The 16,136-nt window shown below is 55.9% G+C and carries 15 protein-coding genes; 11 read left to right on the forward strand and 4 right to left on the reverse strand.

Annotated elements, in window-relative coordinates; translation table 11 throughout:
• Positions 1 to 6: 6 nt before the first annotated feature.
• From GS646_RS01130 to GS646_RS01175, 10 genes are all read left to right on the forward strand, one after another.
• Positions 7 to 1,293 carry a TRAP transporter large permease gene (locus GS646_RS01130; protein ID WP_171183745.1) on the forward strand — a complete coding sequence of 429 codons (1,287 nt, stop codon included), beginning with the start codon at positions 7 to 9 and terminating at the stop codon, positions 1,291 to 1,293.
• 19 nt (positions 1,294 to 1,312) lie between these two features.
• Positions 1,313 to 2,323 carry a DctP family TRAP transporter solute-binding subunit gene (locus GS646_RS01135; protein WP_216600427.1) on the forward strand — a complete coding sequence of 337 codons (1,011 nt, stop codon included), beginning with the start codon at positions 1,313 to 1,315 and terminating at the stop codon, positions 2,321 to 2,323.
• A 21-nt stretch (positions 2,324 to 2,344) separates the two neighbouring features.
• Positions 2,345 to 3,313 (forward strand): C-terminal binding protein, encoded by a 969-nt coding sequence (locus GS646_RS01140; protein ID WP_171183748.1) that lies wholly within the window; start codon positions 2,345 to 2,347, stop codon positions 3,311 to 3,313.
• Positions 3,314 to 3,356: 43 nt separating this feature from the next.
• Positions 3,357 to 4,007, forward strand: coding sequence for an RraA family protein (locus GS646_RS01145; protein ID WP_171183750.1), 651 nt, complete (start codon positions 3,357 to 3,359; stop codon positions 4,005 to 4,007).
• Between the two features lie 65 nt (positions 4,008 to 4,072).
• On the forward strand, positions 4,073 to 5,263 hold the full coding sequence (locus tag GS646_RS01150; RefSeq protein ID WP_171647441.1) for an L-dopachrome tautomerase-related protein: 1,191 nt from the start codon (positions 4,073 to 4,075) through the stop codon (positions 5,261 to 5,263).
• A gap of 61 nt (positions 5,264 to 5,324) precedes the next feature.
• On the forward strand, positions 5,325 to 6,242 hold the full coding sequence (locus tag GS646_RS01155) for a sugar kinase (RefSeq protein WP_171183753.1): 918 nt from the start codon (positions 5,325 to 5,327) through the stop codon (positions 6,240 to 6,242).
• A 3-nt stretch (positions 6,243 to 6,245) separates the two neighbouring features.
• A complete protein-coding gene (locus GS646_RS01160; RefSeq protein ID WP_171183755.1) occupies positions 6,246 to 6,950 on the forward strand; it encodes an SDR family NAD(P)-dependent oxidoreductase in 705 nt (234 codons plus the stop codon).
• 14 nt (positions 6,951 to 6,964) lie between these two features.
• On the forward strand, positions 6,965 to 7,492 hold the full coding sequence (locus GS646_RS01165; RefSeq protein ID WP_171183758.1) for a 2,4'-dihydroxyacetophenone dioxygenase family protein: 528 nt from the start codon (positions 6,965 to 6,967) through the stop codon (positions 7,490 to 7,492).
• Positions 7,470 to 7,883, forward strand: a complete 414-nt coding sequence (locus GS646_RS01170) for a methylglyoxal synthase (protein ID WP_171183759.1) — start codon at positions 7,470 to 7,472, stop codon at positions 7,881 to 7,883. The genes GS646_RS01165 and GS646_RS01170 overlap by 23 nt, the downstream gene beginning before the upstream one ends.
• Positions 7,884 to 8,227: 344 nt before the next feature.
• Positions 8,228 to 9,772: an amidohydrolase family protein gene (locus GS646_RS01175; protein WP_171647439.1), complete on the forward strand. Its 1,545-nt coding sequence runs from the start codon at positions 8,228 to 8,230 to the stop codon at positions 9,770 to 9,772.
• A 107-nt stretch (positions 9,773 to 9,879) separates the two neighbouring features.
• Here GS646_RS01175 and GS646_RS01180 read toward each other — a convergent pair whose 3' ends face one another.
• Positions 9,880 to 10,833, reverse strand: a complete 954-nt coding sequence (locus GS646_RS01180) for an SDR family oxidoreductase (RefSeq protein WP_171183762.1) — start codon at positions 10,831 to 10,833, stop codon at positions 9,880 to 9,882.
• Between the two features lie 168 nt (positions 10,834 to 11,001).
• Here GS646_RS01180 and GS646_RS01185 point away from each other — a divergent pair, with 168 nt between their 5' ends.
• Complete coding sequence (locus tag GS646_RS01185; RefSeq protein ID WP_171183764.1) at positions 11,002 to 11,895, forward strand: AraC family transcriptional regulator; 894 nt, start codon at positions 11,002 to 11,004, stop codon at positions 11,893 to 11,895.
• 303 nt (positions 11,896 to 12,198) lie between these two features.
• Here the strand turns inward: GS646_RS01185 and GS646_RS01190 are convergent, their stop codons facing one another.
• From GS646_RS01190 to GS646_RS22860, 3 genes are all read right to left on the reverse strand, one after another.
• On the reverse strand, positions 12,199 to 13,614 hold the full coding sequence (locus GS646_RS01190; RefSeq protein WP_171647437.1) for an FAD-binding oxidoreductase: 1,416 nt from the start codon (positions 13,612 to 13,614) through the stop codon (positions 12,199 to 12,201).
• A gap of 115 nt (positions 13,615 to 13,729) precedes the next feature.
• Positions 13,730 to 13,987: a DUF4242 domain-containing protein gene (locus GS646_RS01195; RefSeq protein WP_171092613.1), complete on the reverse strand. Its 258-nt coding sequence runs from the start codon at positions 13,985 to 13,987 to the stop codon at positions 13,730 to 13,732.
• Between the two features lie 27 nt (positions 13,988 to 14,014).
• On the reverse strand, positions 14,015 to 16,063 hold the full coding sequence (locus GS646_RS22860; RefSeq protein ID WP_253746509.1) for a hypothetical protein: 2,049 nt from the start codon (positions 16,061 to 16,063) through the stop codon (positions 14,015 to 14,017).
• Positions 16,064 to 16,136 lie beyond the last annotated feature (73 nt).

Below are 16,136 nucleotides of genomic sequence, written 5' to 3' on the forward strand. Positions count from 1 at the left end.
TGAGCCATGGCAAAAACCCTGATCATCCTGTTCTTTGCGACGCTGTTTCTGGGTGTTCCCGTAGCCTTCACGATGGGGATCGCCGGCCTGTCGGCGATTTTTATCGACGGTTCATTGAACCCACTGGTCGCAACCCAACGCATGTTCGCCGGGATCGACAGCTTTCCGCTGATGGCGGTACCGTTCTTCATTCTCGCGTCTGAACTGATGACGGCATGCGGGCTAACAAACGCTTTGTTGCGCTTTGCCAACGCTCTGGTTGGGCATGTACGTGGTGGGCTGGGGCATGTGAACATCCTTGTGTCGATGCTGTTTGCGGGGATCAGCGGTTCTGCCCTCGCGGATGCAGCAGGGCCTTCTGCCATCGTCATGCGGATGATGCGTGAAGCTGGGTATGAGAAGAACTATGCCGGTGCTTTGTCCGCCGCGACAGCCACCATCGGTCCGATCATCCCACCGTCCATCCTGGCTGTGATTTTTGCGATCTCGACTAATGGAGTGACGGTCGCGGGACTATTTTTGGCTGGAATCGTGCCTGGGGTTCTGCTGGGCGTTGCGCTGGCCATCGCGAACCATATCGTGTCCACCCGCAACGGCTACCGCGGGCGCGAACATCGCGCCACCATGGTTGAATTGCGCAGTGCAACCCTGTCGGCCATTCCAGCGCTGATCATGCCAGCAATCATTCTGGGCGGTATCCTGTTCGGTGTGTTCACTCCGACCGAGGCGGGCGCGGTGGCCTCTGCCTATGCTCTGTTCCTTGGCTTCATCCTGCGCGCTTTCACGGTCCACGCTCTGTACGCCGCGTTTGTGCGGGCCGCGGTGGTGACGTCGTCGGTCTTCCTGATCGTGGCGATGGCGTCGATCTTTGCCTGGCTGCTGACTTATCTGCAAATTCCGCAGGAACTGGCCAAACTGATCACCCAGATCACCGAGAACCGTCTGGGCATCCTGTTCATTCTTGCGGCGTTCGCCCTGATCTGCGGCTTCTTCATCGACACGCTGCCCGCGTTAATCATCCTGACGCCGATCCTCGGCCCCATCGCTTATTCTGCGGGGATCGACCCGCTGCAATTCGGGATGATGCTGGTGCTGAACCTCACCATCGGAATGATCACCCCTCCGGTTGGTCCAGTGCTGTTCGTGATCGCCACCGTCGGACAACTGAAAATCGAACGCCTGTCAAAAGCGGTTTTGCCGCTGCTGCTGGCTGAGCTCGTGGTGCTGCTTCTGGTCATTCTCGTGCCGGGTGTCAGCACCTTCATCCCCAACTTCTTTGGATTTGCGAACTGACATGAAAGGGAGGAACCTCATGAAAACCATGTCGAAACTGATGACGGCAACAGCCGTTGTTGCAATGACCGCCGCCAGTGCGGCTTCAGCTAAAGAGCTGAAATATGCGCATTTTCAGGCCGCTGACCTGAGCTCGCCCAAACACGCCGCGGCGCTGGCGTTTGAAGCCTGCGTCGAGGGTAAGACCTCGGGCTTGATCGACGTTCAGATATTCCCGGCCTCGCAGCTGGGCGGAGGGTCCGAGATCATGGAAGGTTTGCAGCTGGGCACCGTTCAGATGGCAGCGATCCACGACGGCCCGATCTCGGCAGTCTACAAACCCTTCTCAGTTCTGGCGATGCCCTACCTGTTCGACGATCAGGCGATGGCCTGGGCGGTGATGGACGGTGAATTCGGTGACGCGCTGGCCGAGGATATGCTGGCAAAGACCGGCATCCGCAGCTTTGGTGTGGCCGATAATGGCGTGCGTAACTTCACCAACAACGTCAAGCCCGTGGCCGAGCCTGCCGATATGGAAGGCCTGAAAATGCGCGTAATGACCGCGCCTGTATGGGTGACTCTGGTTGAAAGCCTGGGTGCATCGGCAACGCCCGTTCCGTGGCCGGAACTGCCTGGTGCGCTGCAGCAGGGCGTTGTGGACGGTCAGGAAAACGGTGTGACAAACATTGTCAACGCCTCGCTGTATCAGCACCAGAAATACGTCTCTCTGGATGGGCATGTATTCAGCTGGCACGCCTATCTGATGTCGGACATGTTCTATGAGAGCCTGACCGATGACGAGAAGAAAGCCGTCGAGCAGTGCGTTGAAATCTCGAAAACGATCCACCGTGGCATGACCGCCGCGCAGGACGCCAACGCCACCGCGATCCTGTCGGAAAAAGGCATGGAGGTCGTGCCGGTCAGCCCCGAGCAAAAAGCCATGTTCCGCGAAGCCGCGCAGCCCGCCGTGCGTGAATACATCGTCGGTGAGATTGGCGAGGAATGGCCGGATCGCCTCGACGCTGCCGTCGAAGCCTACAAGGCCCAGTAACCCATGCCGAGGGACCGTCACATGACCCGCCAAACCATAGCAATCCTTGAACCCGGCTATGCCGCCTATGACACCGAGGCCTCGGTGCTGGCCAAGCAGGACGTTCAGATCGCGCCGGTCGGGCCAGAGACTGAGGCGGTCCCGGCTTTGCAGGCGCTGGACCCGGTCGCCATCCTCGTGCGGGAACGTACCGTGGATGCGGCCGTGATCGACGCCTGTCCGAACCTGAAAGTCGTCGTCCGCTATGGGGTGGGCGTCGACAACATCGACCTGGACTACGCCCGGTCGCGCGGCATCTATGTCGTAAACGTCCCCGATTATGGCGCCGAAACCGAGGTCAGCGAACACGCGCTGGCGCTGTATTTGGCGGTGCAGCGGCGCATCCCGTCACGTGATGCTGAAGTGCGACAAGGCCAATGGGGTATAGGCCAAGCAGCCCTGATCCCCAGCCGCGAAAACGCCACCCTTGGCCTGATTGGGTGTGGCAAGATCGGTTTACAGGCAGCCCAGAAATTCCGTGCGCTGGGGTTTGCATCCGTGTTGGTATTTGACCCGTATATGAGCGACGACGCTGCCCAAGCGGCAGACGTACAAAAGGTGGATTTGGCTGATCTTTGTAAGGCCGCAGACGTCATCAGCCTGCACGCACCGCTCACCCCTGAAACGCGGCATATCCTGGATGCCGAACACATCGCACTGATGAAGCCAAGTTCGATCGTGATCAATGTATCGCGCGGGGGCCTGGTCGATGAGGCTGCGCTGGCCGATGCTCTGAACCAGGGGCGCATATTTGGCGCGGGCATCGACGTGTTCGAACAGGAACCGGTCGCCCCCGACAACCCGCTGCTGCACAGCGCCAACACAATCGTGTCCGATCATGCCGCCTGGTATTCGGAACGCTCGGTTGCAGTCCTGCAGCGCAATGCAGCCGAAGAAATCACCCGCGTTCTCAACGGGTATCAGCCCAAAAGCTGGAAAAATCCGTGGTGAGACGCCCCGCTTTCTAACTATCTGACCCAAGAGGATAATACTCATGAACACTCAAGAACTCGTTGCCGGGTTTCGCGAAGTGGCCACCGCATCCGTCGCAGATGCGGTTGACAAGATCGCAGGTAAAACCGGCTTTCTGCCTGCCTCGATCAAGCCGCGCATCAACGAAAAGAAAATCGTTGGCCCTGCCGTGACCATTCTGGAAGGTCCGACAGATGAATTTCTGCCACCCCAGCACGCGCTGGACGCCATTGATGAATCCGAGGCCGGTTCGGTCATTGTGATCTCGACCAACGGCACCACTGACGTTGCCCTGTGGGGTGGTCTGATGACTGCGGGCGCTGTCGCCAATAAGCACGAAGGCGCGGTTCTGGATGGCGGTGTCCGCGATCTGGTCGAAATCAAACGTGACTATGACTTCCCGGTCTATTCCCGCTGCGTCAGCCCAGGCACTACGCTGGGCCGTATCCGGACGCTGGCCTCGAATGTCGAAGTGGCGATGGGTGAAGTCATCGTGCACCCAGGCGATATCATAGTAGCCGATATTGACGGTGCGGTAGCTGTGCCGCGCGACCATGCCGAGGCAATTCTGGAAATGGCGCGCGAGATCGACGAGCGCGAAGCCGAACAGGCCCGCCTGATCATCGAAACCGGCTCGCTGCGCGAAGGTCTGGCGAAATTCGGTCGCATCTAAACCAAACGTCCCGCAGGCCGCGGCAACGGCCTGCGGAACACCAAAACTCAGCAAGGGAGGAATACATGCTGAAACGACTGCTCAACACGGTGACCCTTACCGCCGTTCTGGCCACCCCGGCGCTTGCAAACGAGCCCGAGGTAGTAGCGGAATGGAACAGTCTGCCCTATGCCGTCAAGGACGAGGCGACAAAATCTGCCTGGGAAGGCAGCGAGATTTTCGGCAAGGCGCTGGTTCAGGGCGCCAAGGTCGACAGCCAGGGTAACATTTATGTGTCCACCGCGCGCTGGGGCGGGGCCGAGATCCCCTCGACCGTCTCGAAACTGGTCAAGAACGGCGACACGTGGGAACTGGAGGCGTTTCCGTCTGAGGAAATGAACAGCATGTCGAACCCTGATGGCCTGAAAGCCGTTCTGGGTTTTGAGATCGACCGCAACGATGTGATGTGGATCCTGGATCAGGGCCACGTGGCCGGCCCTCCGTTTGAAGACGGTGACGCCAAGCTGGTGCTTTGGGATCTGAAAGAGAACAAGGAAATCCAGCGCTATGTCTTCACAGCGGAAGAAGCGGATCGTCAGTGTTCTTTTCTGAACGATCTGGCCGTCGATAACGACACCGGCTTTGCCTATATCGCGGACAGCGGCATCTTCTGTGACCCACTGCATGGCGGCCTGATCGTATTTGACAGCAACACCAACTCGGTACGCCGCATTCTGGATCAGCACCGGTTCACCAATGATGAACCTAATTTCTTCTTCAACATCGACGACCGCCTGGTCCTGAAGAATGGCGGCATGCGCACCGGTGCTGATGGCATCGCGTTGTCGGGCGACAAGGAAACGCTCTACTGGACCAATTTGACCGGCAATCACCTGTATAGTTTGCCGACCGAAATCCTGCGCGATTTCGAGACCAATGAAACGGTTATCGAAAACGCGGTTGAGGTTGCCGCAGTGCTGCCCTCGAACACCGATGGGATGACGGCGGACAACGCAGGCAACATCTACATGACCGCACTGTCACTGGACGGGATCATGAAGTTCGATGAATCCACGCGCGAGGTCAGCCGTTTCGTCCACCACCCGGAAATGAACTGGCCCGACACGCTGGCCTGGGGACCGGATGGTGAGATGTATGTGGTGTCGAACCACCTGCACATCTGGGTCGATGGCGACATGAATTTTGAAGACCCCGAAATCCCGAACTTCCGAATCTGGAAGATCCCGGGTGTCGGCCAAAGCTATACGGCCGAATAATCCTCCCATACAACTTGGTCAGCCCCAACGGGCTGACCCTTTTACGTGAAATGAGACAGCAATGACCCCCGATATTCTGTGCCTTGGCGAACCGATGCTGGAGTTTAATCAGCAGCCCGATGGGAACTACCTGCCCGGACATGGCGGCGACACGTCGAACTGTGCCATCGCCGCTGCGCGTCAGGGTGCATCCGTAGGTTACGTGACTCATATCGGGGCCGATACCTTCGGCAATTCGTTTATGGACCTTTGGCAGGCCGAAGGTGTGGATGTGTCGACCGTCCGCCAGGTTGCGGACGCTCATACCGGGGTCTATTTCGTAACGCATGGCGCGAATGGGCACGAGTTCAGCTATTTTCGCGCGGGATCTGCCAGTAGCCGAATGGGACCTGACGATCTACCGGTTGCGGCTCTGGAGGCGGCGAAACTTTTGCATGTGTCTGGTATAAGCCAGGCGATTTCGGACATTGCCGCAGACTCCGTATTCGCGGCTATCAAGATCGTAAAACAGGCGGGTGGTCTGATCTCTTACGACACCAATCTGCGCTTGAAACTTTGGCCGATTGAGCGCGCACGCGCGGTGACTCATGCGGCAATTGCGCAGTGCGACATCGCCTTGCCGGGTCTGGATGACGCCGAACAGCTGACAGGGCTGTCCGATCCAAACGCGATCACGGATTTCTATCTGGACCTCGGTGCCAAAATCGTGGCCCTGACGCTTGGAGCTGAAGGCACTTTGGTCGCTACGCCTGACAAACGAGAGCGGGTCAAAGGCCGCAGGGTAGAAGCTGTCGACGCTACAGCAGCAGGTGATACTTTTGACGGTGCATTCCTTGCGCGTATCGTCGAAGGTGATGATCCTTTCACTGCCGCCCGCTACGCCAACGCCGCCGCAGCCCTGTCGACTCGAGGATACGGTGCCGTTGCTCCGATGCCGAGTAAGGACGCTGTCGAAGCGTTTCTGTCGGAAGGTGACTGACCGATGAAACACGCCGTGATTATTGGTGGAACCCGCGGGATTGGTGCTGGCATCGCGGACACTTTGCGCGCCAAAGGATGGCGTGTGACGGCCACAGGGGTTGGTGCGGAAGAAGTGTCGGAATACGCGGCGCGACATTCCGATGACACCTGCACGCAGTTGGACGTGCGCGATATCCAGGCCGTTTCCGAGTTCTTTACCGGGATCGAAAAGCTGGACGGATTGATCAATTGTGCAGGCATTCTGGTACGCGGCGCCGAATACGGGATCGAGACGTTTGAGAAAGTGATCGACATCAACCTGACTGGTACAATGCGCTGCTGTTTGGCGGCCCAGCCTCTGTTGGCTTCGACAGGCGGTGCTATCGTCAATACGGCTTCGATGCTCACGTACTTTGGCGGCCCTTTGGTTCCGGCCTATTCCGCCAGCAAAGGTGGGGTCGCCCAGTTAACCAAGGCTTTGGCCGGGAGATGGGCCTTAGATGGCATCCGTGTGAATGCGGTGGCTCCCGGATGGATTGAAACCGAAATGACCGAAGCTTTGCGCGCCGATCCGAGCCGTAACCAGCCGATTCTGGGCCGCACCCCACTGGACCGTTGGGGCAAGCCATCCGAGGTTGGGGCATTGGCCGCGTGGTTGCTATCTGACGAGGCCGCTTTTGTGACCGGAGCCATCTATCCTGTGGATGGTGGCTATTCCGCAATGTAAAAAAGGACAACCCCATGCCAGTTCAAGGACAAGACGACGATCCAAGAATGCCGTATCAGTTGCCATTCCCGAAGGATGCGCAAGAGGAGATCGTCATACCCGACGCCGTTGCACGGGATGAGCGTTTCTGGGTTCCCCAAACCGAGAACGTGTCGTTCCAGCCTTTATGCCTGAACAGGTCGCAAGGCTATTGGATGAACCTTCTGCGCGTCCGGAAATCAGGTGTCCTGTCCCGGCATCGGCACCCTCAACCCGTGCATGGGTTTGTTCTGAAGGGGCGCTGGCACTATCTGGAACATGACTGGGTCGCACAAGAAGGCGGCTATGTATATGAGCCGCCGGGTGAAACTCATACGCTAGTCGTGCCCGATGATGTGGATGAGATGATCACATACTTTCAGGTGAACGGAGTAATGCTCTATGTCGACCCATGGGGCAAAACCATGGGTTACGAGGACGTCTTTACCAAGATCGACATGTGCCGTAAGCACTATGAGGAAGTAGGTCTGGGTGCGGATTATGTCGAGCAATTCATCAGATAGTCGGCTGCAACTGGCATTGGTTGCGCATGACGCCAAGAAAGACCTGATGGTGGAATGGGCCACAAGGCATATCGAAACTCTGCGTCAAGCCAGCATCTTTGCGACAGGCACTACTGGTGGGTGTATAAAAGCAGCTCTGCCCGAGCTTCAACTAACCGCACTCAAAAGCGGTCCGTTGGGAGGCGATCAACAACTTGGCGCAATGATCTGTGAGGGTAAGCTCGACGGCCTATTCTTCTTCATAGATCCAATGTCACCGATGCCTCATGATGTGGATGTCAAAGCTCTGAGCCGCCTTGCGATTGTCTATGACTTACCTTTCGCAAGCAGTCCAAGCACAGCGGATTTCGTTTTGAACGGAGTTTTCGGTAGAGATTTAGGTAAAGAGTGACTGGCAGTTTTCCGACTTCTTTGGGGAATTCGATGCATTTGCGAGAAGAACTCTACCAATTTCAAACAAGTAAAATCCTAGGGTCTGCTACTACGATCACGCTTATGCGGTTTTTCTGCAGCGAATGACTGCTTCCCGTCCTTTTCTGCGGATTTCCGAGTCTGCAGGGCGTCCGATTGTGCGCCCGCAACGAAGGGCAGTAAAGTCCGCAAAGCGGTTGTTCGAGCCGACCACGGCCAACGTCTGCCCCGAGCCCAAAGGGGACATTTATGTTTCAAAAGTCGCAATGGTGACTGTTCATGCTACTTTCCCACGGAGTTGGGTTTTCTAGTGAGGTTCCTTCGATGAAATTTCTATCCGCACTGCTTGTATTATTCCCAACACTGTTAAGCGCGCAGCAATTGGATGTGGCGGTTAACAACGGACGTGTCATTGACCCAGAAACCGGTTTGGACGCAGTTCGAAGTGTCGGAATTGTCGGTAACGAAATCACAGAGATTTCAGAGGAACCGCTCGACGCAGCGACGGTGATTGACGCGACGGGTTTGATAGTTGCACCAGGCTTCATTGATCTTCACTCGCACTCAGTGATTGATCTTCCAGCCAACCGTCTTCAGGCGTTGGACGGAGTAACAACGGCACTCGAACTAGAATCTGGAGTGCTACCTATCGGCCAGTGGTATGATGCCACTGAAGCGGAGGGGCGTGCCACCAACTTCGGGGCAACAGCGTCTTGGACGTTTGCTCGCATTGCTACGATGATAGACGAGATGCCGCCCGTTGAACCTACGGCAACTTGGTATCAGAGTGCGTTCGCGTATCCACGCTGGACTACGGACGTCTCCACCGACGAAGAACTAGAAGATGTACTCTCCTTGCTGCAACAGGGCCTTGATGAAGGGGCACTCGGGATTGGTGTCAACTCTGGGTACGTTCCCGGTGTCGGTGGCAAGGAACTTCAACGTGTTTGGGAGACCGCAGCTGAAAACAACGTTCCGATCAGTACACATATGAGGAACTGGTCGCAGGTTGATCCATTGAGCTCTCTGGAAGGTCTCAACATGGTCCTCGGTCTGGCTGCAACTACTGGTGCGCGAACTAACATTTGCCACCTGCATTCAACAAATCTCCACGACACACTTACGGCCGCCGAAATGGTGGCGTCGGCGAGGGAATTGGGTGTCGATGTGACGACCGAGGTTTATCCCTACGGGATCGCAACAATGCCTATTGCCTCCGCGGTGCTCTTGCAGGAGGGCGACGAGTTTCGAAACCGGATGGGCATCGATTTTGACTCAGTTCGCCTAGTGGCCAAACAGCGTTGGATCGAAGACGAAGCTGATATCCGCAAGGAGCAAGAGGAAGATCCAGGGCAATTCATAATTATGCAGTATTTGGATGAAAAGAAAGCCAGTGACGCTGAAATCCTGAAGCAGGTAACAGCAAAACCATGGATCGCCATCGCATCCGACTCCATACCGTACACTCTCCCAGATGGGACTCCGGTTATGGGGAGCACTTGGCCCGTACCCGAGAATGCGCAATCAAATCCCCGGAGCGCTGGCACGTTCGCCAAGTTTTTGAGAGTCTGGGTGCGAGAAGATCAACTTCTGGATTGGCCTCAAGCTATCGCAAAAGTTTCGCTAATCCCTGCGCAACTCTTTGACGGTCTCGTACCTTCAATGGAACGCAAAGGGCGTCTGCAAGTAGGTATGGACGCAGACATCACCGTATTCGACCCAGACACGATCAGTGATCGAGCCACCATCGACAAACCAGCAGAAGCTTCGGTGGGCGTAGAGTACCTCCTCGTCAACGGAACAGTGCTCATCAGTGATGGAGAGATCGACACAGAGTTACTCCCAGGAAAAGCAATAAAGAACAAATAACCTACAACTTCAAGCGGCAGCTCCGAGCCCCATTCTACTAAATGCTGCACAGTGCACAAATGTCCGATTGTGGGTGAAGCATCACCAGCCGCAGGGGAACCGTTGAATTAAATCTCCCACTTCAAGCCTGTTTCTTGTTCAGTGACCTCCCAAAGCCTTGCCATGACGGTTTTGTCATACGCATGCGGGTTTAATGTGCCCCTGCCGACCGGGCCAACGGCTTCAAAGCGACCTGTTGGTCCATAAAGCGCGCGTTGTTCGGTCAAAGTCTCTTCAGTGGCGCACATGACTTCGGGATAGGACCCTTGTTCAGCCGTTTGAACCATCGGCGTCATGGTCATGAGCCACCAGATGAACCGCATCGTCCGGCTGCCACTGGTGCTGATCAGTGACGTTGCCGACGAGCCGGGATGGCAGACATAGACCTCGGCTTCGGTGCGCCCTGCGCCGGCAAGCCTGTCCTGCAATTCGAAAGCGAACATCATTTGCGCCAACTTGCTTTGCGAGTAGGCGGTGTTTGGGCCGTAACCCTCTTCCCAGTTCATGTCATCGAACTTTATCGTCTTCAGCCCCATATTATAGCCGAGACTGGCGACAACGACGATCCGACCTTTCGTGGCTTCGATGCGTTCGAATAGCATCCCGCAAAGCAGGAAGTGACCATAATGATTGGTGCCGAGCTGGCTCTCGAACCCATCCTCAGTCAGCTTGCGGGTTGGCACCTGCGCTATGGCCGCATTGCAGATGAGCGCATCAATCCGGGGAACGGAATTCAGAACCTCGTCCGCAGCTTCGCGTACACTAGCGAGCGAGGCCAGATCCATACGAATGAAGCTCACTTCCGCCTCGCTACCGAACTCACTTTTCAGGTCCGCAACAGCTGCCTGAGACTTCTCAGCTGAGCGGTTCAACATCACGACTTTAGCGTTCTTTTTAAGGAGCGTCCGCGCAGCCTGGAGTCCGGCACCGGCGTTGGCACCCGTGATGAGGTAGGTCTTGCCGGAGAGGTCGCTGAGACGTTCGGGTGTCCAGCCGTTCGGTCCGAATGTGGTATCTGGCATCTTTTGTCTCCTATCTGCGTGGGCGCGGGGACCGAGTGAATAGTGTTTTAACTTGGAAATGCAGATAACTCTCGCTTGAACTCTGAAATAGGCGAGATCATCGCAAATACTTGCCCAATTGTATCAAGGTAGTTGCCAGTTTCGATCTGGAGCCTTTACACCTCTCTTATGAGCAAGGATCAGATCAAGCAAATCATCGCAGACCGAACCGAAACGGACGGCCTGACCGAGACGGGTATCAAGGGTGTACGCCTGTTTCGCGCCACGCAATCAATCCCCTGTGTTCCAGCCGTTTACGAGCCCTGCATCGTGGCCATCGTGAGCGGGGTGAAGGAAGCCGTTCTGGATGGCCGAAGATACGAATACGACAACAGTCAATACCTCTGCTGCCCAATGTCGATGCCAGTCAAGGCGGGGACGCCTTTGGCTTCGCATGACAAGCCGCTCTACGGGGTTATGATCTCACTGGAACAACGTGTTATGGCCGAGCTGGCGATGGAGATGGATAATGCCGGGCGCGCGCTTCCTTCGGTCAAAGGGGAACTGCGGGAGCCGGGAATTAGGCTCGCACGATGGGACGATGGGTTCACGGAAGCGCTGCTGCGGCTGCTGCGGCTCGGAGACAGCGAGACGGATGCAGCGGTTCTCGGCGAGGCGCGATTGCGTGAGGTGCTCTATGTGATTCTGAAGGGAGAAGCTGGCGACTTCGCGCGGCAGGCGTTCGGCGCTGGCAACGCTATTGCACGTTCCATTGCGCATGTGTCGTCACACTTGGATGCGCCGATCTCCATAGAGGATATGGCAAGCCGAGCGGGGATGAGCCGGGCGGTCTTCCATCGCAAATTCAAGCAGGTCACGACGATGGCTCCAATCCAGTTCGTCAAGACGATGCGCCTCAACAACGCTGCCATGAAGATCGCGGGCGGGATGCCGGTGAACGAAGCCGCAATGGACGTTGGTTACGTCAGCCCGTCCCAGTTCAGTCGCGAGTTCAGGCGCATGTATGGGCAATCGCCGAGGCAATGGGGAGAGGCACAGAAACTACTGGTCAAAGTTGCTTGAGGCTGACTTGCGTGAGCAGAGCGGACCTTGGAGCCACCGCAGTGAACGGAAGCTTTGTCCGCAAAGCGGTCACTCGCGATACTCAGGCGAGCGTCTACACCGAGCCCAAGGCGGAAACATACGCATATTGAATTTCTTGGCCGTATCTACGGAAACCACAACCCATTGGGTGCATGATCACCAGCGCGATCGTCGCTTGGATGCTCCACTTGGCCTAAAAACTAGCCATCGAGAAATGCGGCGTGACGCCAAAGCAGAACAATCAACATCAATCTGGATCAATTTATGCAGTTCAGGATTTCATCACGCAGGCAAGATATTGTGGTTTACCCTGAACAAGTTGGTGGGGTCGTATGTGCCCTTGATCCTAGAAAGCTTCTCACCGTTGTTACCATATGCACCTGCCATGTGGTCCGCTTCGTCTTCGGGCATAAAGTTGACATACGCACTTCCGGTCGCGTGCGGTTGCATCTGGTCGTAGAGATCTCGCGCCCAAGAAATACAATCGGCATCCTTGCTGGGATCTTCCCAACGCGTGTGAACATTCATGATGAAGTGAGCAGATCTTTCGGGATAAGCGGTTGAACCTGCCTCGACGCGCGCCATTGCTCCACCCACATGGGCAATAAAAACTTCACACGCCGGGTCAGGAAGGCTGGAAATCGCTTCCAAGACTCCTGAGATTGCATCGGAAGAAAGCGCATCGAAATCATGGCTCTTCCAGTAATTCCTAGCGCCTGGCGTCAACAAAGGATCAAACGCGGCCTGCCAGTCAACGAAATTGTGGGGAGATATCACATCGGCGATTGGTTCACCTAGCGCGCGTAGTGCCGCTATAGCTTTCTCACCTTCTTCCATCGGCCCGCTATAGCAGGCTGCAAAGATCAGCACCTCTCGCCCATGCCACTCAGCTGGCAAGAACGGTAGAGGGGGCGCTTTTCGCATCACGCTCCAGACGGTCAGCTCATCCGGGGAAGTGTCAGCAATCTTAGCAAATTCTGCGAGGAGCTCTGACGCATTTTCTATCGGATGAACAATGAGGCCAGACAGGACATCGGGTCCTAGCCCATGCAGTTGGAATTCAAATGAGGTTACGACACCGAAGTTCCCACCCCCACCGCGGATAGCCCAGAAAAGTTCCGGGTGGCTTGTAGGGGATGCGGTTACAATGGCTCCGTCCGCAGTCACGACTTCCGCTGAGAGCAGGTTGTCGATCGTCATGCCAAATTTCCGGGTGGTCCATCCAAAGCCGCCGCCAAGGGTAAGGCCTGCGATGCCCGTAGTCGAATTGATGCCAACGGGAACAACAAGTCCATGTGCTTGAGTTTCGCGATCTACGTCTCCGAGCAGTGCTCCCGGCGCAACCCGAGCGGTCTTGTTGATAGGATCGACGTGAACAGATCGCATCTGGGACAGATCGAGCATCACAGTTTCATCTGCAACAGCGTGACCAGCAATCTGATGTCCACCAGAGCGAACAGACATAACGAGGCCGGCGTCCCGAACAAAGTTCACGGCCTTCTGCACGTCACTGGCCCCCAGCGCGCGGATTACGAAGCCTGGGTAACGTTCGAACATGCTGTTCCACGTCGTTCTTGCATCCTCATATTCAGGGGAGCCCTTCTGATAAACCCCGCCACGAAGCGCTGCATCAAGAGCGCCCAACGCGTCTTGCTCCACTGTTGCCGTACCACCGTCGAGTGTTTTCAGATCAAACATGCGTAAGCCTCCCTATTGTCAGGTCGGGCTTCTTGCAGCGCTGCCTCAGTCGATTTTTTTCCGTCGCGTGGTCCCGCGAAGGCGTTTCACTGAATTGGGAAAATAATGTTGCAGGTCAGGCAAAAATTCCCGGGTCGATGCGATCCACAGGTGTTATCACGTCGGCGGGAATATTCAGGCGTTCGGCCGCCTTTCTCAGGCTTTCCTCATCCGGGGCTTCGTACAAGCAGTACGTTTTGCGCTTGTCTGCACTGAGAAACGAGAAAATCCACTCGACGCCGACTTCGTCATTGATCTCTTTGATGTGAATTTTGTCATCGTCTGTAACGTTTAGTTGCTCGGCAAAATTTCTTTCAATTATGTACCTTGGCATGAAGTCCCCCAGACCAGATTTTTTACCTTAACTCGCTACTCCTTCGAGCTTTGACCTTAGGGAAACCATACTCAATTTCTGTGAAATTGCCAACGCTTCCCCTTCCAGTTGAAACGCCTGTTCCACGTCAGCCGGGCGGCCGCGTTGTCTTAGTGCAGTAGCATATGCCGCCTTGCTGTGCGCGACCCAAGGTGGGCATTTCATGCGCGTGTCAATTTCTATTGCCTTCTGGAGCATCTTCTCAGCGGCATCCCAGTCCTTCAGGACGGTACCCAGACTTCCGAGGCGTCGCGCAGCTGCGCCAGTGCATACTGTCGTGGCCCCAGCGGTGATCGTCAGTTCTTCGTAAGGAGCAAGCATTCTATAGAGCGTCTTGGCGTGTTCTTGATGCTGAATGGCGACACATATGTCGGCCAGATAGGACAAAGTCGTTGAATACATGGCGTCTGGTGGAAGATCGAAGCCATTGGCAGCCATTTCATTCAGTATTCGTTCGGCGGGTTCTTTGTATCCAAGCTCAGCAGCGATAAGACCAAAACCGGGCTTCCATGAAATGTCTTCGGGGCTGTCTGTCATCAGTTGCTTAATCACAGGCGCAACCTCGTGCAGTCGGTTTTGCTCGCGGCGAATGGTGAACATCTGAACTCCAAAGACGCCCTCAACATGTTCCCCATGGGTCTTTCGGCCAATTTTTACCGCTTCGGTGGCGTGTTTTTCAGCTTGCTCAAAATCGCCGTCCATAATTGCAACCATCGCGCGTGCGTGTTTCTGAACCCAATAGAGCTGCAGATGATTGTCCTTTTCCGAAATCTCTGTAAGCAAACCCAAAGAATGGTCCATCAACTCTCGGTCGGCCATCTCGGCGCCTACAAACAAGCTCAGAGTGCGATCCCGCCCTTGATCGATGCTACCAAGATGCTCGGCCACACCGTGCATAGCCTCCAGATTTTCGCGCCAATGGTGGGCTTCTCTTCCCTTCCGCGCAACGAATGGGGCCCCGAAATGCATCATCATTACCGAGAACTGGGATTTATAATCACCCAGTTTTGCGGCCAGTTCCATGGACTGCTGGCCGAAACGCGCACCTTCGGAGAACTGACCGACGAACATGTGGGCGCGCGCAAGTTGGCTCATCAATCTACACCGGCGGACTTCATCATCATCAGGCAAATCCTTCAGCGCATTATTACAGAGATCGATTGCTTCACCGTGCCTCTCGCTAGACATCATACATGAGTCAGCGAAGTGGTTGGCTGCATCGGCGGCTAACTCCACATTGTGCACTGCCCGGGCCGCGTTTGAAGCGCCCTTCAGAACCGCTATCCCTTCAGGCAATTGGCCTAGGCTGTCATGGCTGCGGCCAACCAGGATCTTGCTTTTGATCAATTCTGAATCGGAGTCTGAGCCCAGGTTTTCAGCAGCTCGTAGAGTTTCCTTGGCGTTGGTCATCGCCTCCTGGCTGGCAGATCGCGCCAAGGCCATTTCTGTCGCAATCTGCCACTTTTCAAACGCTGCCCTCCAATCCTCAGCTTCTGAAAGGTGGCGAGCGATCAGTTCGGGACGACGCTCGATCTCAGCGGACCGTGTCCGTATCAACGCACGCGCCACGTCTGCGTGTTGCCTTTTCCTAGTCGAGCTCAGCATGGACTGATAGGCGGTATCGCGGATCAGGGCGTGCCGGAATACAAAATGCCCACGATTGTGTCCGCTTTCGAAGATTATGCCGGTTCGAGAAAGCTCTTCGAGGCATTTGTTGATATCAGAATCAGCAAGACGCATCGCTGCATCCAATATGCTCGGCTCAAACTCTCGGCCAATAACAGAACCCGTGAGCGCGACCTGTTTTGCCTTGGGCGAAACCGCATCGAGACGCGCCATCAACGCGCCTTTCAAAGACGAGGGTATGTGGATTTGCCCGTGCTCTCCCGCCTCGACAATCGCTCGGGTTAATTCTTCCACGAACAAAGGTACGCCGTCGGTCTTTTCAATGATTGTAGCAATCAGAGCATCGTCTGGTTTTTTCCCGGTTATGTTTTCGACAAGGTGTGAAACATGCGCAGAATCGAACCGACGCAATACCAGAGACTGAACGTGCGTGTCCCCATCGTCTCGGGCCAATTCCCACCCGGGCCTGTGGGTTATCAGGATC

It is taken from the genome of Ruegeria sp. HKCCD4315 (assembly GCF_013112245.1).
Classification (GTDB): domain Bacteria; phylum Pseudomonadota; class Alphaproteobacteria; order Rhodobacterales; family Rhodobacteraceae; genus Ruegeria.